Consider the following 24,240-nt stretch of genomic DNA (forward strand, 5'->3'; position numbering starts at 1 on the left):
ATTTTATTTTATCATCAATTAAAAACAACAAACTATACCAGTAAATCATCAAAAAAACTTTCATCTTCTTCAAAAGCGGTACCTATTACCACCATATCAGCCCCTGAAGCATATGCGCTTTCAAGTTGAAGTTTATTTTTAATTCCGCCACCAACAATTAAGGGTATTTCTAATTCTTGTTTAACAGCCTTAATAATTTCAGCGGACACTGGACTAACAGCACCGCTCCCTGCTTCTAAATATATTAGTCCCATTCCTAACAGCTCTCCTGCTTTAGCAGTATCTACTATCTTTTGAATAGCTGCACTTGCTACTGGAAGCGTTCCCGTAACTCGCTGTACCGCGGTCTCTCTACCACTTTCAATTAAAATATAACCTGTAGGAAGAACTTCTAGCTGTGTTTTTCTCAATTTGGAGATGGACTCCACATGTTTTCCTATTAAATAATCAGGGTTTCTACCAGAAATTAAACTTAAAAACAACAGACCATCTGCATGATTTGTAATTTGAGTGACATCACCTGGAAACAGAATTACAGGAAGTGTGGTTTCCTTTTTTATTTCAGCAACTAAAATACTAGTTACACCAGCTTCAACCGTACTACCTCCAACAAAAACATGTGTAATGATAGATACATTCACTTTGTCTATGAACTTTCTAGTGTTTTCAACAGGAAATTTATCGGGGTCTATTAAAACGGCTAAAAGTTTTTTTTTAGTAGAAACTGATTTTAAAATGTTTTGGTATATGTTTTTCATTACTACCACAGCTTGTTCCGATACTTCGAAAAATACACAAATATTAGTATAAAATGGTTTGTTTTATTTTATGGCATACGCGCATGTAAAATCTTCAAACTCTAAAAATTGAATTTGATAGCGCTGTTTTTTAGTTTTATAATCAACCCAAGCAATGGTTTCCAGTTCATTATCAGAAATAGGAATCACCAAACAATGTTTCTTAAAACTTAATCCTGGAGTTGCAAACAATTTATATAGCGATTCTTTAATGCACCAAATAACAGTTAGTTTTTTAATATAATCTGGCGCTTTCTTATTCAGGTAACTGCCTTCATAATCGATAAATTTATGAGCAATCACAGTTATTTTATCACGTTGTTTTTCAATATCAATTCCAATAATGGAATCACTTATTATAACGCCGGCAAAATGAAACGAATGTGTAATAGATATTTGTTTACCATCATTTAAATGTGGCTTGCCATTTTCATCATAAAACAAGTCCGCATCTGCATACCCAAATTCTTTCAACAAACGACGTACACTTAAAAAACCTCGCTGATGCAGCTCACTTTTCATTGCTAGAACACGCTGCAAACTTTCAGGCTTCAAACTTACTGCTTGTATTAATTCGTCAAAAGATTCTGTAATCTTCCAGATTTTAACAACAGTTTGTGAATTAGGAGTAATGGTTTTGTAAAGAGGCATTTAATATTCTAAAAGTTATTAGTTATCTTTGCACCGTCTAAGGTCGAATAAACATTTTTGTTGAGCAATTTAACTAATTTAAATACGATTCCAAAGATGTTTTCCTTTTATAAAACAAAGAAAAAATAAAAAGTTGATATGAGTACAAAAACGATTCCTTACGTAGCTAATAAAGTAAAAGACATTTCACTTGCAGCTTGGGGCCGAAAAGAAATAGAATTAGCCGAGGCGGAAATGCCAGGACTTATGAGTTTACGTGAAGAATACGGAAATTCACAACCACTTAAAGGCGCACGTATTGCAGGATGTTTACACATGACCATCCAAACTGCGGTTTTAATTGAAACATTACAAGCTTTAGGCGCCGATGTTACTTGGAGTTCTTGTAACATTTTCTCTACCCAAGATCAAGCTGCTGCTGCGATTGCAGATGCAGGTACCGCTGTTTATGCTTGGAAAGATATGACTGAAGAAGAATTTGATTGGTGTATTGAACAAACACTTTTCTTTGGTGAAGACAGACAACCACTTAACATGATTCTTGATGATGGTGGCGATTTAACCAATATGGTTTTAGACCGTTACCCAGAATTAGTTTCTGGCATTAAAGGCTTAAGTGAAGAAACTACTACGGGTGTTCACAGACTTTACGAACGTGTTAAAAAAGGAACATTGCCAATGCCTGCTATTAACGTAAACGATTCGGTTACAAAATCGAAATTCGATAACAAATATGGCTGTAAAGAAAGTGCTGTAGATGCGATTCGTCGTGCAACAGACTTAATGCTTGCTGGAAAACGTGTTGTTGTTTGTGGTTATGGTGATGTAGGTAAAGGTACAGCTGCTTCTTTTAAAGGCGCAGGAAGTATCGTAACTGTTACAGAAATTGACCCAATTTGTGCTTTACAAGCAGCTATGGACGGTTTTGAAGTTAAAAAACTTGAAACTATTGCTCCAATCGCTGATATCGTTATTACGACTACTGGAAATAAAGATATTGTACAATCACAACATTTTGAAGCATTGAAAGACAAAGCCATTGTTTGTAACATTGGACATTTTGATAATGAAATTGATATGGCTTGGTTAAACAAGAACCACGGACATACTAAAAACACGATCAAACCACAGGTTGATAAATACACCGTAAATGGTAAAGATATTATCATACTTGCTGAAGGTCGTTTAGTAAACTTAGGTTGTGCTACAGGTCACCCAAGTTTTGTAATGAGTAATTCATTCACCAACCAAACTTTAGCACAGTTAGAGCTTTGGAATAACAATGACGCTTACGGAAACGATGTATATATGTTACCTAAACATCTTGATGAAAAAGTAGCAAAATTACACTTAGCGAAAATTGGTGTAGAGTTAACAGAACTGCGTACAGAGCAAGCAGACTACATTGGTGTAGCTGTTGAAGGGCCTTTTAAACCAGAATATTACAGATATTAATTCGTCTGCTGAATTTGTTCAGCATCACGTTAAAATAAAAAATCCCAAGCATTTATGTTTGGGATTTTTTATTTTATTATTTTAAGCGTATTAAAGGAAGAATACACAAACCTACTCATCAACCATGTCTTTTTCAAAATACCACCACAAGCTAGAATCTATAGACGCTTTCATTCTATTTATATCAACCATTTCTTTTAAAAATATGGTTAAATTTTCATCTGCTAAATTTTGCTCAACAGTTTCATTTATTTCAATAAGTTCTATTTCGGTAAAATGCTCTAGATGACTTTTAATTTGACCATCTAAAGATTCATCATTCAAAAATATTTTAATGGTTTGCCTCGTTGGAGAATTTCTAATTTCAGATCTAAATGGGAGTAACATAACAGCGAATTTAAGTGAAACAATACATGCATACTAAATGCAATACTCTAAGTTAGTAAATTATTCCAATAAAGACAATAAAAAAACCCTTCTGTTTCCAGAAAGGTTTTTACTACATTGTAAGAAAAGTTTTTTATTAAACCTCAAAAGGCTCAATAGAAACATAAGATTTGTTATCTTTTTTCTTTGTGAATTTTACAACACCATCAACATAGGCGTGTAATGTATGATCTTTAGAAGAATACACATTTTCACCTGGGTGATGCGTATTACCTCTTTGTCTTACGATAATGTTTCCAGCAATAGCAGCTTGACCACCAAATATCTTAACACCTAAACGTTTCGATTCTGATTCTCTACCATTCTTAGAACTACCTACTCCTTTTTTATGAGCCATTGTCTTAAGTTTTTATATTGTTAATATTAAGTGTTATTGAAAAATTACTTTTCAATACCACCGTCTAAATTATCTTGTAATTCTTTTAATTCATCCCATTTACCATCTGCAGCTAATTTAGCTTGCTTAGGCCACGTATCTGTAACGATGTGAGATAATCTTGAACTTGCTTCAGTAAGAATTGCACTTAATTCTTCTGGTTTTGCTTTTGCCACCTTAGCAAAAGTGTCTAAGCCTGCACTTACTAATGCTTCTGCAGCTTTAGGTCCAGCTCCTTCAATTTTTTTCAAATCATCCGCTTTAGTAGCAGATTTTTTTGGTGCAGCTTTCTTAACTTCTGCCTTCGGAGCTTCAGCCTTTGGTTCTGCTTTCTTTTCAACTTTAGAAGCTTTCTTAGCTCCTGAAGCAGCAATACTTTCAATTACGATTTCAGTTAAAGATTGACGGTGGCCGTTTTTCTTACGGTAACCTTTACGTCTTTTCTTTTTGAAAACTATAACTTTATCACCTTTAAGGTGCTTTAAGACTTTTGCTCCTACTTGAGCTCCGTCTATAGCTGGGGCGCCTACAGTTATATTGTCACCATCACTAATAAGAAGAACATTATCGAAAGCAACTTGCTCTCCTTCTTCTGTTTGTAAACGGTGTACATAAACCTTTTGGTCTTTAACAACTTTAAATTGTTGCCCTGCTATCTCTACAATTGCGTACATAGCGTAACGTTTTATTAATTAAATTTTATTCAAAAATGTACCAACCTCTACGGAAGGCGGGTGCAAATATACTGCTAATTAATTAATCTACAAACGTTTTGTTTTTTTTAGGCAATATTTTTACTATTTTTAAAAAGCTGCATAACCGTAAGGGTAGAAACTACCGTAGTTGCAAGTCCCATAATGGCTACTACAAAGGTTACTAAACCCACATCGGCGCCTAAACCGCCATGCATTTCTTTAAGTAACTCTGGTAAAAAACCAGGACTAAACTCGGTGGCATAAAATAAGAAGAAGATTGTAAAAACTACTGTAGCTATAAAACCTGTAACAAGCCCAATTCTAAAGCCTTCACCATAAGAAAAGGCGCCTGGATTCTCCAACTTACTTAGCCTAATAACCTCATAAATTCCGAAGGCCGTTATTATGGCGTTAAAAAAACTAAATACGGGATTTGTATGTTTGTGAAACAATGCTAAAATTAAAAAATAAGCAATTAACACGGCACTTGTAACAAGTCCAAACCTAATGGGGAGCGCTATTTTTTTCATGGATTAAAATTTAATTTTATTTAAAAATGTAATGGTTAATTCAATCATTCAGCATTTTAACAAATAAGCTTTTAGTCTAACTTATTTCACTTTAAAAAAATTTATGCTATTAAATTTCGTGAAAATTTTGGTAAAAAAATAATTTTAACGCGTTTTTAATATAGATATATAATTAGAACACCTCTTTATTTATTAAATTTGTTTGAATTAAAACCAAAATATGATGATTTCAATAAAAAATATAATGTTGGTTGGGGTGATAACCTTATTTGCAATGAGTTGTAAAAACGAAACCAAACCAGAAGTTAAAACTGTTGAAGTGGCCACCGAAGCCACAAACACCATAGACCCGAATGCAACTTATGCGAAAGCAGAGTTCACTATTGACGGGATGACCTGCGCTATGGGTTGCGCCAAAACCATTGAAAAGAAAATTGCTAAAATGGATGGAGTAAAATCTGCCATTGTAGATTTTGATAAAAAATTAGCTATGGTTGAATATAATGAAGCGAAAGTAACACCCGTTTCACTAGAAGAAACGGTGACTAAAGTATCAGACACTTATAAGGTTAGTGATATGAAAACAGTTGCGACTCAATAAAAAAAGTGAATTCAAATAAAAAAAGGGTGCTTAATTTTAAATTAAGCACCCTTTTTTTATTTCCATTTTAACGATTCCATTATTTGAACCATATCTTTTTGCAGATAATTTGCTGCGGGTAAAATAGAATCGTAATTGGGTTTCGCGTAAAAATATAGGGAACCAACTAAAAAGTGCTGAACACTATCCGTTACATAAAACTGTGCTGGTGAAGCGACATTTCCTTTTACTTCAGAAAAAACACCATACACTTTTCGTTCTTTATTTTCATAAGGAAACACCGGAATTTCATCGGCCTTTACAGTATGCTCTAGAGTAAATTTTTGAGCATCTCTAAGGTATTCTGTCAAGGCATTCGAGTCGCCATCTATGGCTTTGTAAGTTAAAAAGATAGTTCCTTTTAACGTCGGGTATTCTAAATTAATACCGTAGGTTTCTTTGGCTGCTGCAATTTTTTTAAATTTAATTTTAGTTGCCAAACTGTTCGTTTCAAAATAAAACGGCACATTTACATGAGCTGGCTTATAGGCTGCCGTTGGGTAATCTAAGCGTAAATAAGCTTTAGGCTTCGGTATATAATCTTGCCCACAAGAAAAACACAAGACCATTATAGCGACTAAGTAAAAATGATGCTTCATTAAGTTATTGTAAATTTCACGAGCTTGATACGCTTTTTATCTAAAGCTTCTATTTTAAAAACGTAATTTTTAAAATTTATTTTACTGTTTTGTTTTGGAAAACTGCCTGATATCTCTAAAACAAACCCCGCGATAGTTTCAGCCTCTCCTTTATTTTCTTCAAACACAGCTTCATCATCAACTTTAATAATTTTATAAAAATCTTTTAGAGCTGTTTTTCCTTCAAACACAAAATTGTTATCATCTAATTTAGAATAGGTTAAATCTTCATCATCAAACTCATCACTAATATCACCTACAATTTCTTCAATAATATCTTCTAATGAAATAAGTCCGGACGTACCACCATACTCATCTACCACCACAGCTAAATGCACTTTCTTCTCCTGAAACTCTGCCATTAAATCGTCCAGTTTTTTATTTTCGGGCACAAAAAACGGTTCTCTTATTAAGGTAGACCAATCAAATTGCTTCCTATCTATATAAGGTAATAAATCTTTAACGTAAAGAATTCCTTTGATAGTATCGATACTATCTTTATAAACAGGAATTCGCGAATACCCGTTTTTTATAATATCTGGTAAAATCTCAAGGTATTTTTGTTCAATATTTAAGGCAAATATATCGATACGCGGGCGCATGACCTGTTTAGTGTCTGTATTACCAAAAGAGACGATACCTTGCAGTATTTTATGCTCTTCTTTGGTAGTATCTTCTTCACTGGTAAGCTCTAAAGCCTGCGACAATTGGTCTACGCTTAAATTCGATTTTTGTTTCCCTAATTTATTATGAATCGCAATAGTTAAACTACGCATTGGCAAACTTAATGGCGACAATAACACATCTAAAACCTTTAGAGGATACGCCATAAAAGTGGCAAACTTTAAATTGTTACGGCTTGCATAAATTTTAGGTAAAATTTCGCCAAACAATAAAATTAAGAAGGTTACAACTACCACTTCAACCACAAATTGAACAACAGGAGAAGCTATACTAGAAAACAAAAAACTCGCCAAATAGGCAAACAAAATAACGATACCTATATTTATAAAGTTATTTGCTACTAATATGGTTGCCAATAATTTTTTGGGGCGCTCTAATAGCTTTGCTATTATTTGAATGCGTTTTGATTTTACTTCGAGTCCTTTATCTACATCTGTTCGTGTAAGTGAAAAAAGCGCCACTTCTGCTCCAGAAATAAGTGCAGAGCAAAGCAGAAGCAAAAACAATAATACGATACCTAAAACAATTGAAAAATCAACTGCGATTATTAAACTTTTTAAACTTGTGGGGTCAGGATCCAAGTAATATGGTTTTAGTTATACAAAGCATCTCGTAATAACGAGACAATTATTATTAAAATGGTAAATCGTCTTCCTCTTCTTTAATAGGTTGAGGAGCAGTTTGTGGTTTTGCAACAGGTTTTTGTGCAGCAGGAGCTGCCGCGTTTGATGCGTTACCCTCACTTTCTTTTTTAGTAGATAGAAACGTAAAATCTGTACATTGAATTTCTGTTGAATAACGCTCGTTTCCGCTTTCATCTTGCCATTTTCTGGTTTTCAATCGGCCTTCAACATATACTTTATCACCTTTACTCAAATACTTTTCACAAATTTCAGCACCTTTATTTCTAACAACAATGTTATGCCATTCCGTGTTAGTAACACGTTCGTTAGTTTGTTTGCTAGTATATGTTTCGTTTGTTGCCAAAGGAAACCTGCCTACGCAACCACCACCTTCAAAATAATGCATTTTAACTTCATCTCCCAAATGCCCAATTAGCATCACTTTATTTAATGTTCCAGACATAATTATTCTTTTTAATAGGACAGCAAAATTACTGAATTGCTTTGCATTTTAGAGACTTGCTTTCCGTTTTTTTAAAATTAATAAAAAAAATGATTGCGACCATTAAACTAGTTAAAATTAAAATTTTCAATAAAATTACCAATTAAAATAGGCACCGCATAGCTATGTATACTATTAATAGGAATACCTCCCAGCAAAGAATCTTTCACTTTCACAATCCAGAACCTTGTATATAAATGCTGATGCGATAATTTATGAATGATAACATCTTCATTATATAAGGATAATTCAAAAGAAGCTGCTGTTAATAAGGTATGTTTTTTAACCACTAATTTAAAATCATCGAACCCTAAACTTGTTTTTGTTTCAACCAAAGGAAACTGATAGAGGTTTTGCCAAATGCCTTTCCCCTCACGTTTCTCTAAAACAGTATGGCCTTCATTATTTATAAAGACCAAAAAATTAAAATACTTCTTTTTCGCTTTCGCGGATTTTATTTTAACAGGAAGGTCGCCTATTCTATTTTCACTTAATGCCACACAACCATTATTAAAAGGACAGACAGTACAATCTGGACTTTGTGGCTTGCATTGCGTAGCACCAAACTCCATGATGGCTTGGTTAAAATCGGCCGGATTCTTTTTATCAATCAGTTCTTGTGCCAGATGTTTAAATTCCTTGGCCCCTTTTGATGAGTTAATAGCAGTATCTATACCAAAGTAACGCGATAGCACGCGGTACACATTCCCGTCTACCACAGCTTCCACTTTATTAAAACAAATTGAAGCGATGGCACTTGCTGTATAATCGCCAATACCTTTCAGTTTTAATAAGTCTTTGTAATTATTAGGAAACTCGCCCCCCAACTCACCAGCAATATATTTTGCGGTGGCATGCAAATTTCTAGCTCTTGAATAATACCCCAAGCCTTGCCATAATTTTAAAACCTGACTTTCTTCAGCCTCTGCTAAATGGAAAACTGACGGAAATTCATCAACAAATTTGTTGTAATATGGTAAGCCTTGAGCGACTTGAGTTTGCTGTAATATAATTTCTGACAGCCAAATGTAATAAGGGTCTTTTGTCTGCCTCCAAGGAAGCTCCCGTTTATTAATTGAGTACCAGTTATTTAGGGTTTTTGAAAATATCATTAATTAAATAAATGCTTCCAACAAAAATAAACGTTTATAATCTTAAATTTTAATGAATTAGGTTTGAAATATTGAATTTTAAATCCCTATATTTGCATCCCTTTTAAAATTTATAGTAACTTAAAAAAATATATTAAAATGACTAAGGCTGATATAGTAGCAAAAATTTCTGATAAATTGGGAATTGAAAAAGGTGATGTTCAAGCGACTGTTGAAACATTTATGGAAGAGGTAAAATCTTCTTTAGAGAGCGGTGATAATGTTTACTTAAGAGGTTTTGGTAGCTTTATTATTAAAACAAGAGCTGAAAAAACTGGTAGAAACATTTCAAAAAACACTACCATTAAAATACCATCACATAATATCCCTGCATTTAAGCCTGCAAAAGTTTTTGTAGAAGGCGTTAAAACAAATGTAGACGTTAAATAAAATTGCATTGGCTGAAACTTGTTTCAGTTCTAAAATAAATTATTAATCAAAAAAACACACTATTTATGCCAAGTGGTAAAAAACGTAAGAGACATAAGGTAGCAACGCACAAAAGAAAAAAACGTGCACGTGCTAACCGTCACAAAAAGAAAAAGTAAGCCTTAAAAAGTAGTTGATAAACTACTTTTTTCGGTTTTAAACAACAACGTTCATTGAAATGAGTTCATTAAATTTTTAGACGCTTTTTCGGCGTTTTATGAACTCCACGGATATTAAAAATCCTGTGAAAAATAATGTATAATCCATCTGTACAGTTCAGTAAACAGTGAACAGTTACAGTTTACGGTAGCAATTACTGTAGGCCATTAACTGGAACTGTGTACTAGAACGTATGGATAAAAATTAACATAATGGATAAAGAATTGATTATTCGATCTAGTTCCGAGCACGTTGATTTTGCCTTATTAAAAGATGGAAAACTTATTGAATTACAGAAAGACGAAGACGGTAATAACTTTTCGGTTGGCGATGTGTTTATAGCCAAAATAAGAAAAGCTGTTCCTGGGTTAAATGCTGCATTTGTAAATGTAGGTTATGAGAAAGATGCATTTTTGCATTATCATGATTTAGGCCCAAAACTACCTTCCCTTTTAAAATTCACAAAAAGTGTAAGCACAGGTAAACTAAAAGATTTTTCTTTAAAAAATTTTCCATTTGAAAAAGATATTGATAAAGACGGCAAAGTTGCCGACGCTTTAAAATCAAATCAATCGCTATTGGTACAAATAGTAAAAGAGCCCATATCAACCAAAGGCCCTAGAATAAGCTCAGAGCTTTCTATTGCTGGTAGGTATATTGTTTTGGTGCCTTTTTCTAACCGTATTTCTATTTCTCAAAAAATAGAAGACAAAGATGAAAAAGACCGCTTAAAACGATTGGTAAAAAGCATTACGCCACCAGGGTTTGGCATTATTGTACGCACTGTAGCACAAGGCAAAAAAGTTGCAGAACTAGATAAAGATTTACAAAATTTGTTAGGTCGTTGGACCGCAATGTGTAAAAAACTGCACAAAGCACATCATCCAAGTAAAGTATTAGGTGAAATGAATAAGGCCTCGTCCATTTTACGAGACATATTCAATGATACCTTTACAAGTATTCATGTAGATGATGAAGAGCTTTACATTCAAATTAAAGATTACGTGCAAGAAATTGCACCAAACAAAGAATCAATCGTTAAATTGTATCAGTCTACCGTTCCTATTTTTGAAAAATTCGGAATTGAAAGACAAATTAAAACCTCCTTTGGTAAAACCGTTTCTATGGCAAAAGGTGCGTATCTTATTATAGAACACACCGAAGCTTTACACGTTATAGACGTAAACAGTGGAAACCGCTCTAATAAAGCAAACAACCAAGAGGATACAGCATTAGAAGTTAATTTAATAGCAGCTACAGAAATGGCGCGCCAATTACGTTTACGTGATATGGGTGGTATTATTGTAGTCGATTTTATTGATATGACTAGTGCAGAAAACAGGCAAAAGCTATTCAATCACCTTCGCGATGAAATGAAGGACGACAGAGCTAAACACAAGATATTGCCTCCAAGTAAATTTGGTTTGATACAAATTACAAGACAACGCGTTCGCCCAGAAATGAACATTAAAACTAAGGAGGAAAACCCCGACGAAGTAAACAATGGCTCTGAGGTAGAAGCACCAATAGGTATCGTGTCTAAAATTAAACACGACCTAGAACAACTATTAAAAAAAGACTATACAAAGTTGACCTTAAACACACATCCTTTTATAGCAGCCTTCTTAACAAAAGGTTTTCCATCAACACGTTCAAAATGGTTTTTTGAACACAAAAAATGGGTTAAAATTTTACCAAGAGATGCTTACACGTATTTGGAATACCACTTTTTCGATAAAGATGGTAAACAAATTAAATAATTTAAAAAAGCCTTACTATTTATTTAGTGAGGCTTTTTTGTTTTATATCAACTGGAAGTTTTAATTCTACTACTTAAACAAAAAAAGCCTTTACATCCAAAATAAACTGGACATAAAAGCTTTCACATTTATTAAAACTACCACTGCTATAGAGGGATTAGCGGTAGTTACATATTTTATTTCTAACTAATTTTAATTTCCTTATTCCTAGAATCTCGCAATTTTTTTACACCAAGTGCAGCTGCGCCTGCTAGTAAAATACTCAAACCACCATCAAGCGGAATTGAATCTGCACCTCCTGAACTTGGTTTTCCTTGCGGTGCTGTTGGAGCAGTTGTGCCCGGAGTAATTTTCTCTCCAAGATTCTTCTTATTATTAAATAACCCAACAATCCATTCCCAAACAGTTACCGATTTTAAAACAACCATTGCCGGAGCTACTTTCATCGTAGTAGAACTCATATTAGTCGCAACTGTATTTAAGTTTGTATTCAGGCTTGCTGCATTCGCATTCATTGAAAACACTAAGCACAGTGTTAAGGCAATGAGATTTATAGATTTTAAAAATGTAATGTTTTTAGTTTTCATAAGCGCTATTATTTAAATTATTACTAATTCAAAGGTCTTATAATTACCTAAACACTATTTGCTCTATTAAATAAATTATTGATGCAAACACATTACATTTATAATTTATGACAACGATTTAATAAAATCTATATCACGTTTATTAGTAATCGCTTCTTCAGCGTCTAAAATTAAATTAGTTATTTCTTCTTCTATAATAACCTGATATTTTGTATTTTCTTTATTCATGATGTGTTTCAGGTATAAAAGCATGGTTAGCAACTTTTCCACAATAACCACATCATGTTTACAATAGGTTCTCAGTTCTGCCATAACCTGAAAAATTAAATCCTTAAAATTTATAGTAGCAATAGACACGTAGGCTTCGTGGTCTATATAACTCAAGCTCTTATCCTTCTTTTGAACACGTAAAGAAAATAACTGCGATAAGTAATCAATGGCATTTAATGCGGTTCCAGGGTCGTTAATTCCAGGAGACATGGCTTTAACTGCCACTTCCGTAATTTGTTTGAATGCCAGCACGTAATTGTCTTCAACAAATTCACTTTTAGAAAAATCGAAGTGTTCCATGATACTTTCTATAACATCATCTTCTAATTTTTTTTCACTTTTGAAAAGGGTGTTTTCATCGGCCACAAACAAACCTTTTATAACCACTACATCTATTTTTACCTCTTGATTCTTGGCTATTTTAGCAATATTTTCAACTGAAACATTTTGTAAATAGCCCGATTTTTTAGATTTATGCACTTCCCAATTATCAGATTTCGGAAAATCACCTTCTTTATACTTCTCATTATCCATTAAGTACAACATTCTTTGTTTGGAGATATTGAAAATCTTATCCATGATATTATTGATTTGAATTTCCTGAGAAATAGAATGGATAAAATAGATGAAAGCACCAAGACAATTTACCATGAATAGAATAGCAAAAAGCACCGAAAAACCTGGTAATTGGTACTTATCGCCATTGGGTTCTATATAAACTAAAATGAAGGTACAATAGAGTATCGCTGCAATGTACAAGCCCAAAATCATTTGATGCCTTCTATTACTAATTAAACCTGGCAACAATCGTGGTGAAAAATTACTAGAGGCTTGATTAAGTAGTATCATAACCATAGAGAAACTAAACACCATAATAGAAATGAGACCTCCAATAAAGGTAGTTAGTAAACTTCTCGCCGTTTCAGTATTATTTATAACTAAGGCTGGAAACGTTTCTAGAAGGTATTTAGAAATTCCTTGTTCTTCTAGATAAATCATCACGTACGTGAAAACAAAACCTAAAACAGCTAAAAGCGTAGGATAGAACGCAATTTTATCTGTAAGTCGATATAGTTTTCTGAATAAGAAAAGCAATTTATCTTTCATATTATTGATTTTACAGACTAAAGTTAAAATCGTTTGATTATCAATCTGTATGGGGTTACTCTTTTTGACACCTTCAAATGACTTACATGATCTAGTGTTAAACTCATTTAATATAACATTTTCTATAACGACGTCGCACTAAACGTATCGCCTTGTGATAAATCGCCGGTATCAAAGCCTTTTTTAAACCAGCGCATACGCTGTGCAGAAGTACCATGTGTGAACGAATCTGGAACTACCCGACCACTCGATTGTTTTTGCAATCGATCATCACCAATGGCATTCGCTGCATTCATAGCTTCCTCAAGATCGCCTGTTTCCATCATCTGTGTCATTTGCTGAGAATGATGTGCCCAAACACCCGCCAAGAAATCGGCTTGAAGCTCTACTTTTACCGAGTATTTATTATATTCTTTTTCACTAAGTTGCCCTCTTAAGCGATTCATTTTATCTGAAACCCCTGTTATCTTCTGGATATGGTGCCCAACCTCATGGGCAATTACATACGCTTGCGCAAAGTCTCCTGGCGCATTCAACCTACGTTCCATCTCGTCGAAAAAACTTAAATCTATATATAATTTTTCGTCACCAGGACAATAAAAAGGCCCGGTAGCACTAGAAGCGGAACCACATGCAGACGACACAGAGCCTGTAAAAAGAACCAACTCTGGTTCTCTATAGTTACTTATAAGTTTGTTCCATACATCTTCTGTATTTGCTAGTATTGTAGCGCTAAAGTCGGCTAACTCTTGATCTTTAGCCGTTGGTTTATATGGCGCTGAAGATTCCGTTGGTAAAGATCCGCCACTTAAAAGCTGAGTTATTAAACTAAGTGGGTTTTTACCCATTATTAAAGACACCACTAAAAAACCTCCCACTATAAAAAGTCCCACTTTTGAAAAGAGGAGTTTAACAATTGGCCCTAACAACATCGGGCTAAACCCGCCTATTCCTTGGCCAGCACTACCACTTTTGCCTCTACGATCGTCTATATTAGAACTTTTCCTTCTACCTTGCCACTTCATAATGCGTATAAATTAAATTATAATTATTTTTTTCATTGCTTCAATTTACATATAATTTCAAAATTATAAATTAATTAAATTGAAGTTGTTTTCAAATTTCACCAAAAGACGTTTACACCTATTTAGCACACCCGTTATTTTGTTAAAATAGTAATCAAAATTACAAATGATTTTAAATTAAGTATATGATTTCTTAGTTTTGCCGCAAAAAAAATGATTTGCGAGTTAGAGAGAAAAGATTTTGAAGCATTTAAAACAACAAATATACTACCTCAAACTCCTTTTTGGGGTCGCGTAAAAAGTGAACAAGGATTTATACCTCAAGGGTTTGAGTTAACTATTTCAAAAGATTTGCTAGTTAGCACCGCTAGTCCTTCGGAAAAAGTAGTTGAAGATTTATTAATTCTCATTAAGTATATAAACGAGGAAAGTTGCATTGCTTACGTTCCGTACGGTCCCAAATTAGTACCTACCTTTGAAAACCAAGGTTTATTTTTAGAACAGTTATCCGAATCCATAAAACCACACTTACCTCCCAATTGTATTTTTATACGCTACGATTTAATTTGGGAGAATCAATGGGCTGTTGAAAAAGAGTATTTTGACGATTCTGGTAATTGGATAGGACCACCTCCCCACCAAACCCAGGAATTCAGAGTCAATTTTGGCACCGAAAACTGGAACTTGCATAAAAGCGTCACAGACAACCTTCCCAAAAACACTTTTTTCCTTGATTTGACTTTGGACGAAAAAGATTTGCTCTATAACATGAGGTACAATACAAGATACAATGTTAGAAAGGCGAATAAAAAAGGTATTAGAGTTCGCGAGTATGGCATTGAATATATGGATATCTGGTATCAATTATATTTAGATACTGCGACTCGACATGGCATGCCTTTACAAAATCAAGACTATTTTTCTACTATTTTAAAAAACCAAGATAATAGTAAAAATGGTGTTACCATTAAAATGCTCATGGCCGATGTTGATGGCAAGTTCATTTCTTCTATGTTTTTAGTGTTATCAAAAAACAGAGGCACCTATTTGTATGGCGCCTCAAAATCTTCTAAAAACAACTTAATGGCAAGTTATGCACTGCAATGGGAATCTATACGCATAGCAAAAGCATGGGGTTGCACTGAATATGATATGTTTGGTTCTGCACCCAATTTAAATAGAGCCCATCCTCTACACGGTATCCATATTTACAAAAAAGGATTTGGAGGTGACCTTTATCACAGAATGGGATGCTGGGACTACCCATATAACAAAAACATGTACAATTTATATAAGCTACAAGAAGCTCAAAAAAACTAAATATTAAGTTCAAGAAGTTTGAGATATTCAAACTTCTTGAACTTAAACATCATATTATGTCGCCGGATTCGGAATTAATTCGTGAACATCATTAATTTGTTTCAATACCTCATCACTTAAAGTAATAGCTGCACTTCCTATATTCTCTTTAAGTTGCTCTAAATTGGTAGCACCAATAATATTACTAGTTACAAACGGTTGTTGGTTTACAAAGGCTAAACTCATTTGCGCTAATGTCATCTTGTTATCCTCAGCTATTTTAAGATAACGTTTAGTAGCCTCGGTGCTTTGTTCGCTGCTGTAACGCCCAAACCTTGGAAATAATTTCAATCGCGCATTTTCTGCCGCTGTTCCTTTAATATATTTACCAGAAAGCACTCCAAATGCCATAGGCGAATACGCTAATAAACCTACATGTTCTCGCATGGAAACTTCGGCCAAATCACCTTCAAAACCTCTATTTATTAAGGAATAGGCATTTTGTATGGTTTTCATACGTGGTAAACTGTGCTTTTTAGATTCTTCTAAAAAACGCATGGCTCCCCACGCTTTTTCGTTAGACATTCCAACTTGACGAATTTTACCTTCCTTAATTTGTCCTTCTAAAACCTGAAGTACCTCATTAAAATTATCGGTCCAACTATCATTCGGGTTGTGCTTATAATCGCGAGTACCAAAGGTGTTCGTTTCACGTTCTGGCCAATGCAATTGATACAGATCGATATAATCTGTTTGCAGCCGTTTTAACTCATTATTGATAGCTTCTTTAATAGAGTCTGCATTCCAACCAGTAGTTCTAATATGCGCCGTATAATCGCTTGGGCGCCCAACAATTTTACTTGCCAACACCACTTTATCGCGGTTACCAGTTTTTTGCAACCATGTACCAATAACTTTACTGGTTATACCTTGAGTTTCCGGACTTGCTGGTACGGGATACATTTCAGCTGTATCTATAAAATTCACACCATGTTCTAGAGCGTAATCTAATTGCGCATGCCCTTCCGCTTCGGTATTTTGGTTTCCCCAGGTCATAGTGCCCAGGCATATTTTACTAACTTTTATATCGGTTTTTGGTATGTTGGTGTATTTCATTTTCGTTTTTTTGAACGATGCTATTTTAGACCCTAAGACCTTCAGACCGTTGGTTGTTTAATTCTTTTGATAAGACGCTAAAGATAAAAAACCTTTCAAAGTTATTACAACTTCGAAAGGTTTTAAAATTATGTTATTAATCTAAATGTCTCTGTGATGACTAAGAAACAAAGCTATCTGCCTTTAATTTCAACATCAAGAGATTGCTTCGTGCTTCACAATGACGTTACTAATTATCGTTTAACAACTTAGAAAGTTCATCTAACTTAGGTGTTAAAATAACTTCTATACGTCTGTTTCTTGCTTTACCTTCTGGAGAATCGTTCGTTGCAACAGGTGCAAATTCGCCACGACCAGCAGCCGTTAAATTCTCAGGGTTTATAGCTGTATTTTCTCTTAAAATATTTACTATCGCTGTAGCACGTTTGGTAGACAAATCCCAGTTATTGGTAATTTGACCATTTGCTTGGTAAGGTACATTATCAGTATGTCCTTCAATTAAAACGGCAATATCAGGGTTCGTTCCTAAAACAGTTCCTAATTGTTGTACGGCTCTTCTACCTTCTGTTCCAACTGCCCAACTTCCTGAACTGAATAATAACTTGTTTTCCATAGAAACATATACTTTACCATCACGTTGTTCTACAGTTAAACCTTTACCTTCAAAATCTGTTAAAGCTCTAGAAATAGCATCTTTTAAAGCGGTCATAGCAGCATCTTTATCTGATATTACTTTTTCTAATTCAGCTACACGATTGGAACGGTCTTGAAGTTCCTTTTTTAGTTTTTCTAAACGTTGATTTTCATCTGCCAAGGCTTGCTCTTTAGCTTCCAACTCGGCTAACAACTCTCTGTTTTTTTGAGAATTGGCTGAAATCGCCGCAGAACTATTTTTTTCCAACGCATCATAAGAAGCCTTTAATGCCTCTAAATTTGCTTTCGTAGCATCGTAATCACTTTGCAATCTATCACGATCTGCAACGGCTTCCTTATAAGCGGCTTTAAGTTGCTTTAATTCGTTTTCGGCAGTCGTTTTTAAATAGGTTAACTCTTCATTATCATCTGAAAGTTTTCTATTCTCTTTTTTTAGGTTAGCATATTTAGCTTCTAATTCTTTGTAAATTTTAGGTGATACGCAAGAAGCGGCAAACACCAATAATAGGGCAACTAAGGAAATTTTCTTAATCATTTTTAATTTCTTTATGGGATTGGTTAAAATAAAACGGGTTTAATTTTCAATTTCTACTAAAATTGGACAATGATCGCTATGTACAGCGTCTGACAGTATAACGGCTCTTTTTATCTTTTCTTGTATGGTATTTGAAACCATCGCATAATCTAAGCGCCAACCTTTGTTGTTTGCCCTAGAATTAGCTCGGTAACTCCACCATGTATAGTTATCTGGTTCTTTATTTAAATGTCTGAAAGAATCGATGAAACCATTAGCAATAAAAGCCCCGATCCATTTACGTTCTGATGGTAAAAACCCAGATACTTTACTCAAACCTTTTGGGTTATGAATATCAATTTCTTCATGGCAAATATTATAATCACCACAAATAACTAAATTAGGAGTCTCTTTTTTAAGATTACCTATATACTCTTGAAACATATCCATGTACTCAAATTTATGGTCTAACCTAGCATCATTGGTTCCTGAAGGCAAATACAAACTCATTACCGAGACACCATCAAAATCGGCTCTAATATTGCGACCTTCGAAATCCATTGACGCAATTCCCGTGCCATATTCTACATGATTTGGTTTTATTTTGCTTAAAATAGCAACACCGCTGTACCCTTTTTTCTGTGCACTAAACCAATAGTTATACGTGTAGCCTGCTTCAGCAAAAACATCTAAATCTAATTGTTCCTTTAAAGCTTTAATTTCTTGTAAGCAAATAACATCCGGATTGGCACTTTTTAACCAATCTATGAACCCTTTACTAAGTGCTGCGCGAATACCATTTACGTTGTATGAGATTATTTTCATGTAATAAAATAAGAATTTCAGCTAAAATAAATAATGCGTTACTTTTACACTATTATTTTATGCCACATTTAACGAAATCTATTAACAAAATATTTTAAACTATTTGAAGTTTAAGTAACTAATGAAGTTTATAACCTGCCTTTTTATTTTTTTTATTGGTTTTTGTGGCTTTTCGCAAAACCCAATATCTAACTATAGAACTAAAAAAGTTGCTGTAAAAGACACGGTTGTTATTGATAGCGTAAGTATTAATTCTAATCACTTTTCAATTCAAACTAAAAACAAGGTGGTTATTGACACGTCGTTTTATAAAGTCCATTTTGGAAAAGCCCGTCTGAAATTTATAAAACCGATTGAAACGGATTCTATCATCATTAATTATTTAAAATATCCCGAGTTTTTAACCAAAACATACAAGCAACTCGACGATGCCATTATTGTAGAAAATACTGATAATATTCAAAAACTGTATCAACTTTCACAACCCAATGACACAAAAAATTATATTCCTTTTGATGGTTTAACAACTTCAGGGAGCATTTCTCGAGGTGTGACTGTTGGAAACAATCAAAATTCGGTTTTAAATAGTGAATTAGACCTTCAAATATCTGGGAAGTTGAGTGATAAAGTATCCCTTCGTGCTTCCATTCAAGATGCCAACATCCCATTACAAGAAAGCGGATACAGCCAGCGATTGGATGAATTTGACCAAGTTTTCATAGAACTTTACAGTGACCGTTGGAACGTACGTGCAGGTGATATCGATTTACAAAATACCAACTCTTATTTTTCGAGTTTTTCTAAACGTGTACAAGGACTATCCGTAAATGCTACTTTAGGCGATGATGATACCGAAACAAATGTATTTGCCGCTGGTGCCCTAGTACGTGGACAGTTTACTAGAAGTCAATTTAAAGCGCAGGAAGGCAATCAGGGCCCCTATAAACTACAGGGTCAAAATGGGGAGTTGTTTGTGCTTATTGTATCTGGCAGTGAAACCGTTTATGTAAATGGTGTGGTGGCGCAACGTGGGGAAGACCAAGATTATATTATTGATTATAATGCCGGTGAAATTATATTTAATTCAACATTCCCGATAACTTCTGAAATGCGAATCACAGTCGATTATCAATACAGTGAACGCAACTATTCCCGTTTAGTAGCTTATGGCGGTAGCAACTTTAAAAGTGACAAACTAAGCTTGGGCGTATCGGTGTATTCTGAAAATGATGCTAAAAACCAACCGCTGCAACAAAACTTATCGGAAGCTCAAGTGCAAATACTTTCAGAAGCAGGAGACGATAGAACACAAATGGTAGCACCATCGGAAGTTGAAGAAAGCATCAATGAGAACCGCATTTTGTATAAAAAAGAACTCGTTGGTGCGGTTGAAACCTTTGTGTTTTCCAACAATCCTGACGATACGCTGTACCGCGTCACCTTTTCTCAAGTGGGTACTAACCAAGGTGACTATGTTTTACAAAGCACTAATGCTATTAATAATATTTACGAATATGCAGGTGCTTCTTTGGGTGATTATGCTCCAATCATTCAATTAATTGCACCAACAAAACTTCAGATGGCAGTGGTGAATGGAACCTATACGCCTACTGAAAAAACAGATATTGGTTTTGAATTAGCTGCCAGTAAAAACGATCTAAACTTGTTTTCAAGTTTAGATGATGCCAATAACAATGGATTAGCTGGTAAAATTAAAATTACACAAAGCCTTATTAACAATGACAGTTTATGGAACTTGAAGGTTTTTGCAGATGCAGACTATATTCAGCAAAATTTCAAAACCATTGAACGTTTGTATAATGCGGAGTTTAGTAGAGATTGGAATTTAGATACTGATGGCACTAATTCTACCACTATTAACTTTGGAAACCAAACCTTGTTAACTTCTGGTTTAAGCTTGAACCATCCAGAAAAAGGAAACGCCAACTATCAATTTGAACATCTGGGTTATTCTGAAAATTTTAATGGAAATCGACACATCTTCAACACCTATTTACTACTTAATAAATTCAGAGTCACCTCCAATTCCAGTTTTTTAAATGCCAATTCTAGTTTAAATACTTCCACATTCTTGCGCTCGTCAAACACCCTTACTTATAGCATGAATTCAAGTTGGTTAGGAACTAAGTTGGCCATTGAAGACAATGAACAAAAAACAGTTGCTACACAAGAACTGACAGATTTAAGTCAGAAATTCAAATCCTACGAAGTGTTTTTTGGCGTTGGTGATAGCACCAAAATTTTTACCGAGATTGGTTATAAAAACAGAGTAAATGATAGTATTAGAAATAATCAATTACAAAAAGTAAACACATCGAATACGTTATATTTAAACACGCGCCTCATCCAAAACACCAACACCAACTTAGCGTTATACGCCAATTACAGAACTTTAGAAAGTGAAGATGAAACTATTGATGACGAACAATCTATAAATTCCCGATTGCAGTTCAACCAAAAATTATTTAACCAATTGGTGCAATGGAACACTTTATTTGAAACCAACTCGGGGAGTTTACCACAACAAGATTTTACGTATGTTGAAGTAGAACCTGGCCAAGGTACTTACACATGGATTGATTATAACGAAAACAACATTCAAGAACTGGAAGAATTCGAAATTGCCCAATTTCAAGATCAAGGTAAATACATTCGGGTGCTATTACCCAACCGGGTTTACATAAAAACCCATCAAAATAGATTGAGTCAAACACTTACCATCAATCCCGCAAAGTGGGCTGTAAGTGAGAATAAAACTCAAAAGTTCTGGTCTCATTTTTACAACCAAACCAGTTATTTAGTAGATAGAAAACTGAAGCGAGATGGTGGTGGCTTTAACTTAAACCCGTTCGAAAGCAGTGAAGAAAACCAATTAGGCCTTCAATTAAACTTTAGAAATGTATTGTTTCTTAATCGCGGAAAACAGCACTACACAACATCTTACACCTACCTTTCTAACAAAACCCGTAATATTTTATCTATCGGTTTTATTGAAAACGGACTGAATAGTCATCAGTTTAATTTCAACCATAAAATTGCTGAAAGTTGGTTGCTAACACTTCAATCTTATTTTGAAAACAATGAAAGCATTAGCGAAAATTTCGCAAGTAAAAATTACAATTTTGATGAAACCCGTTTAAACCCCAAATTATCCTATTTATTTAATGATAATTCACGATTCGACATCTTCTATCAACATGCCAGTAAAGCGAATACCATTGGTAGTTTAGAGACTTTAAATCAACAAAAATACGGGACATCTTTCACCTTCGCTGGAAGTCAAAAAAACTCCATAATTGGTGAGTTTAATTTTTTCTCTAATAAATTTGATGGAAATGCCAACACTCCCGTTTCTTATCAAATGTTGGAAGGCTTGCAACCTGGTAAGAACTTTACTTGGAGTGTACTTGCCCAAAAAAAACTAACTGAGTTTTTGGACCTCAACCTGAGTTACTTTGGCAGAAAAACTGAAACTAGTAAAACCATTCATACAGGAACCGTACAATTGAAAGCTTATTTTTAAAATTGTAGTACATCTATTTTTTCAAAAACAGACATGATAACTTTGACTGCTTCAATATAAAATTCAGGATGAATGTTCTCATAATCATCAGTTGGTTTGTGGTAATCTTCATGATCATCTACTCCGAAATACAAAAACGGGATCTTCTTTTTATGGAAATTTGCATGGTCTGAGGCATAAGTCCAATTGTCTTTCCAATTCCCCTCATCATGCCCGGTCAAAAGACTCATTTTTAGCGAATAGTCATGATCTACAATCACATGTTTCAACGTTTCATTATGCACTGTACCTACTGCGAATAGTTCCTTTTTATCACTTCTACTAATCATATCCAAATTAAGATTTACCATGATATGTTTTAATGGAATTATGGAATGATTTACAAAATATTTGGAACCTTGAAGCCCCAATTCCTCAGCATCAAAAGCAGCCAAAATAACCGAGTGTTTTGGCGGATTATTTTTAAAATATTCAGCAAAACTAAACAAGGCACTCACCCCAGATGCATCATCATCTGCACCATTATAAATTTGCCCATTCTTAATGCCTTCATGATCGTAATGTGCACTAATAACAACATACTTTTCAGGGTATAGCGCACCTTTAATCAGCCCTAAAACATTCGAACCTTTATATTGTTTTCCTTCATTTGAAAATGAAAAAGGCTGCGTATAGCTTTTACCTAATGGCAAAACATGAGCTGCTACAAACTGATTGATAATATATTTTTCTGCTTTCTCGCCTCCCTTTGTTCCGGTTCTTCTCCCTTCAAAAGCATCGGATGATAAGGTTTTTATATGCTGAAGTAAAGAGTGTTCATTAAATAAAGCACTAGAAACTGAATCGTTTATAACGGATGATTGCCCATTGCCATGAAGAAACACGAGCAAACAAAGCGTACTTAAAAGAATATTTTTAATCATTAGTTCTAATTTATTTTTAAAACTAAACAAAAAACCCAAGCAAAAGCCTGGGTTTTATAATTTATCGATGAAAGGAAGTGCGTACTACTAAATACTCGCTTTCATTAATTCTCTATTCATACGTGCAATATTTTCTAATGAAATGCCTTTGGGACATTCAATTTCGCAAGCACCTGTATTTGTACAGTTTCCAAAACCTTCTAGATCCATTTGTGCTACCATGTTACGAACACGGTCTGCAGCTTCTACTTGTCCTTGGGGTAACAAAGCGTATTGCGATACTTTAGCACCTACAAACAACATCGCAGATGAGTTTTTACACGTAGCAACACAAGCTCCACAACCTATACAGGTTGCTGCATCCATAGCTTCATCGGCAGCATGCTTAGAAATAGGAAGCGAATTTGCATCTTGTGTGTTTCCTGAAGTATTAACAGAAATATACCCACCAGCTTGTTGGATACGCTCGAAAGCCATTCTATCTACTACTAAATCTTTTATAACTGGAAATGCAGCCGCTCTAAATGGTTCGATAGTAATCGTATCGCCATCTTTAAACATACGCATGTGCAATTGACAAGTTGTTACGCCTCTATCTGGACCATGTGCTTCACCGTTTATGTACATAGAACACATACCGCAAATACCTTCACGACAATCGTGATCGAAGGCCACAGGCTCTTCTCCTGTATTTACTAACTGCTCATTCAAAACATCCATCATTTCTAAAAAAGACATATGTTCTGAAATTTCAGTTACTTTATAATCGACCATTTGACCCTTTGCTTTCGAGTCTTTTTGTCTCCAAATTTTAAGTGTTAAATTCATAATGTCTTTAT

24 protein-coding genes are annotated in these 24,240 nt (G+C 34.4%); 6 read left to right on the forward strand and 18 right to left on the reverse strand.

Annotated elements, in window-relative coordinates:
* Positions 1 to 32: 32 nt before the first annotated feature.
* Positions 33 to 758 carry a geranylgeranylglyceryl/heptaprenylglyceryl phosphate synthase gene (locus tag Q5N74_RS02215; protein ID WP_304387059.1) on the reverse strand — a complete coding sequence of 242 codons (726 nt, stop codon included), beginning with the start codon at positions 756 to 758 and terminating at the stop codon, positions 33 to 35.
* Between the two features lie 63 nt (positions 759 to 821).
* Positions 822 to 1,448 carry a 4'-phosphopantetheinyl transferase superfamily protein gene (locus Q5N74_RS02220; protein ID WP_304387060.1) on the reverse strand — a complete coding sequence of 209 codons (627 nt, stop codon included), beginning with the start codon at positions 1,446 to 1,448 and terminating at the stop codon, positions 822 to 824.
* A gap of 138 nt (positions 1,449 to 1,586) precedes the next feature.
* Between Q5N74_RS02220 and ahcY the strand changes: the two genes are divergently transcribed.
* Positions 1,587 to 2,903: an adenosylhomocysteinase gene (gene ahcY, locus Q5N74_RS02225; RefSeq protein WP_304387061.1), complete on the forward strand. Its 1,317-nt coding sequence runs from the start codon at positions 1,587 to 1,589 to the stop codon at positions 2,901 to 2,903.
* Positions 2,904 to 3,014: 111 nt separating this feature from the next.
* On the opposite strand, the gene Q5N74_RS02230 is transcribed toward ahcY, so the two are convergent.
* From Q5N74_RS02230 to Q5N74_RS02245, 4 genes are all read right to left on the reverse strand, one after another.
* Positions 3,015 to 3,290, reverse strand: coding sequence for a hypothetical protein (locus tag Q5N74_RS02230; protein ID WP_304387062.1), 276 nt, complete (start codon positions 3,288 to 3,290; stop codon positions 3,015 to 3,017).
* A 136-nt stretch (positions 3,291 to 3,426) separates the two neighbouring features.
* Positions 3,427 to 3,687: a 50S ribosomal protein L27 gene (gene rpmA / locus Q5N74_RS02235; protein WP_106660099.1), complete on the reverse strand. Its 261-nt coding sequence runs from the start codon at positions 3,685 to 3,687 to the stop codon at positions 3,427 to 3,429.
* 44 nt (positions 3,688 to 3,731) lie between these two features.
* Positions 3,732 to 4,400, reverse strand: a complete 669-nt coding sequence (gene rplU, locus Q5N74_RS02240; protein WP_304387063.1) for a 50S ribosomal protein L21 — start codon at positions 4,398 to 4,400, stop codon at positions 3,732 to 3,734.
* A 107-nt stretch (positions 4,401 to 4,507) separates the two neighbouring features.
* A complete protein-coding gene (locus Q5N74_RS02245; protein WP_304387064.1) occupies positions 4,508 to 4,951 on the reverse strand; it encodes a DUF4199 domain-containing protein in 444 nt (147 codons plus the stop codon).
* A 274-nt stretch (positions 4,952 to 5,225) separates the two neighbouring features.
* Here Q5N74_RS02245 and Q5N74_RS02250 point away from each other — a divergent pair, with 274 nt between their 5' ends.
* Complete coding sequence (locus Q5N74_RS02250) at positions 5,226 to 5,552, forward strand: cation transporter (protein ID WP_304387065.1); 327 nt, start codon at positions 5,226 to 5,228, stop codon at positions 5,550 to 5,552.
* A 56-nt stretch (positions 5,553 to 5,608) separates the two neighbouring features.
* Here the strand turns inward: Q5N74_RS02250 and gldD are convergent, their stop codons facing one another.
* From gldD to mutY, 4 genes are all read right to left on the reverse strand, one after another.
* A complete protein-coding gene (gene gldD, locus Q5N74_RS02255) occupies positions 5,609 to 6,190 on the reverse strand; it encodes a gliding motility lipoprotein GldD (RefSeq protein ID WP_304387066.1) in 582 nt (193 codons plus the stop codon).
* Positions 6,190 to 7,494, reverse strand: a complete 1,305-nt coding sequence (locus Q5N74_RS02260; protein ID WP_304387067.1) for a gliding motility-associated protein GldE — start codon at positions 7,492 to 7,494, stop codon at positions 6,190 to 6,192. The genes gldD and Q5N74_RS02260 overlap by 1 nt, the downstream gene beginning before the upstream one ends.
* A gap of 52 nt (positions 7,495 to 7,546) precedes the next feature.
* Positions 7,547 to 7,999 carry a single-stranded DNA-binding protein gene (locus Q5N74_RS02265; protein ID WP_304387068.1) on the reverse strand — a complete coding sequence of 151 codons (453 nt, stop codon included), beginning with the start codon at positions 7,997 to 7,999 and terminating at the stop codon, positions 7,547 to 7,549.
* A gap of 107 nt (positions 8,000 to 8,106) precedes the next feature.
* Positions 8,107 to 9,150: an A/G-specific adenine glycosylase gene (mutY, locus tag Q5N74_RS02270; protein ID WP_304387069.1), complete on the reverse strand. Its 1,044-nt coding sequence runs from the start codon at positions 9,148 to 9,150 to the stop codon at positions 8,107 to 8,109.
* A gap of 108 nt (positions 9,151 to 9,258) precedes the next feature.
* On the opposite strand from mutY, the gene Q5N74_RS02275 reads away from it, so the two are divergent.
* On the forward strand, positions 9,259 to 9,579 hold the full coding sequence (locus Q5N74_RS02275; protein ID WP_262711322.1) for an HU family DNA-binding protein: 321 nt from the start codon (positions 9,259 to 9,261) through the stop codon (positions 9,577 to 9,579).
* A gap of 410 nt (positions 9,580 to 9,989) precedes the next feature.
* Complete coding sequence (locus Q5N74_RS02280) at positions 9,990 to 11,537, forward strand: ribonuclease E/G (RefSeq protein ID WP_304387070.1); 1,548 nt, start codon at positions 9,990 to 9,992, stop codon at positions 11,535 to 11,537.
* A gap of 182 nt (positions 11,538 to 11,719) precedes the next feature.
* Here Q5N74_RS02280 and Q5N74_RS02285 read toward each other — a convergent pair whose 3' ends face one another.
* From Q5N74_RS02285 to Q5N74_RS02295, 3 genes are all read right to left on the reverse strand, one after another.
* Positions 11,720 to 12,124 (reverse strand): PID-CTERM protein-sorting domain-containing protein, encoded by a 405-nt coding sequence (locus tag Q5N74_RS02285; RefSeq protein ID WP_304387071.1) that lies wholly within the window; start codon positions 12,122 to 12,124, stop codon positions 11,720 to 11,722.
* 105 nt (positions 12,125 to 12,229) lie between these two features.
* Positions 12,230 to 13,501 carry a DUF2254 domain-containing protein gene (locus tag Q5N74_RS02290; RefSeq protein ID WP_304387072.1) on the reverse strand — a complete coding sequence of 424 codons (1,272 nt, stop codon included), beginning with the start codon at positions 13,499 to 13,501 and terminating at the stop codon, positions 12,230 to 12,232.
* Between the two features lie 122 nt (positions 13,502 to 13,623).
* The gene (locus Q5N74_RS02295) at positions 13,624 to 14,526 is read right to left on the reverse strand and encodes a neutral zinc metallopeptidase (RefSeq protein WP_304387073.1); all 903 of its coding nucleotides are present in this window, start codon (positions 14,524 to 14,526) and stop codon (positions 13,624 to 13,626) included.
* Positions 14,527 to 14,739: 213 nt separating this feature from the next.
* On the opposite strand from Q5N74_RS02295, the gene Q5N74_RS02300 reads away from it, so the two are divergent.
* Positions 14,740 to 15,846, forward strand: a complete 1,107-nt coding sequence (locus Q5N74_RS02300) for a peptidoglycan bridge formation glycyltransferase FemA/FemB family protein (protein WP_304387074.1) — start codon at positions 14,740 to 14,742, stop codon at positions 15,844 to 15,846.
* A 54-nt stretch (positions 15,847 to 15,900) separates the two neighbouring features.
* On the opposite strand, the gene Q5N74_RS02305 is transcribed toward Q5N74_RS02300, so the two are convergent.
* From Q5N74_RS02305 to Q5N74_RS02315, 3 genes are all read right to left on the reverse strand, one after another.
* Complete coding sequence (locus Q5N74_RS02305) at positions 15,901 to 16,941, reverse strand: NADP(H)-dependent aldo-keto reductase (protein ID WP_304387075.1); 1,041 nt, start codon at positions 16,939 to 16,941, stop codon at positions 15,901 to 15,903.
* 229 nt (positions 16,942 to 17,170) lie between these two features.
* Positions 17,171 to 18,130 carry an OmpA family protein gene (locus tag Q5N74_RS02310; RefSeq protein ID WP_304387076.1) on the reverse strand — a complete coding sequence of 320 codons (960 nt, stop codon included), beginning with the start codon at positions 18,128 to 18,130 and terminating at the stop codon, positions 17,171 to 17,173.
* Between the two features lie 39 nt (positions 18,131 to 18,169).
* Entirely contained in the window at positions 18,170 to 18,934 is a 765-nt protein-coding gene (locus tag Q5N74_RS02315; protein WP_304387077.1) for an exodeoxyribonuclease III, read from the reverse strand.
* A 121-nt stretch (positions 18,935 to 19,055) separates the two neighbouring features.
* Here Q5N74_RS02315 and Q5N74_RS02320 point away from each other — a divergent pair, with 121 nt between their 5' ends.
* Positions 19,056 to 22,478 (forward strand): hypothetical protein, encoded by a 3,423-nt coding sequence (locus Q5N74_RS02320; RefSeq protein WP_304387078.1) that lies wholly within the window; start codon positions 19,056 to 19,058, stop codon positions 22,476 to 22,478.
* Here Q5N74_RS02320 and Q5N74_RS02325 read toward each other — a convergent pair.
* Together Q5N74_RS02325 and Q5N74_RS02330 are read right to left on the reverse strand one after the other, a co-directional pair.
* Positions 22,475 to 23,401, reverse strand: a complete 927-nt coding sequence (locus Q5N74_RS02325) for a M28 family peptidase (RefSeq protein WP_304387079.1) — start codon at positions 23,399 to 23,401, stop codon at positions 22,475 to 22,477. The two genes, Q5N74_RS02320 and Q5N74_RS02325, sit on opposite strands and share 4 nt — an antisense overlap.
* An 87-nt stretch (positions 23,402 to 23,488) precedes the next feature.
* Positions 23,489 to 24,229: a succinate dehydrogenase/fumarate reductase iron-sulfur subunit gene (locus tag Q5N74_RS02330; protein ID WP_304387080.1), complete on the reverse strand. Its 741-nt coding sequence runs from the start codon at positions 24,227 to 24,229 to the stop codon at positions 23,489 to 23,491.
* Positions 24,230 to 24,240 lie beyond the last annotated feature (11 nt).

Origin of the sequence: Mariniflexile sp. AS56, assembly GCF_030552475.1 — a bacterium.
Classification (GTDB): domain Bacteria; phylum Bacteroidota; class Bacteroidia; order Flavobacteriales; family Flavobacteriaceae; genus Mariniflexile.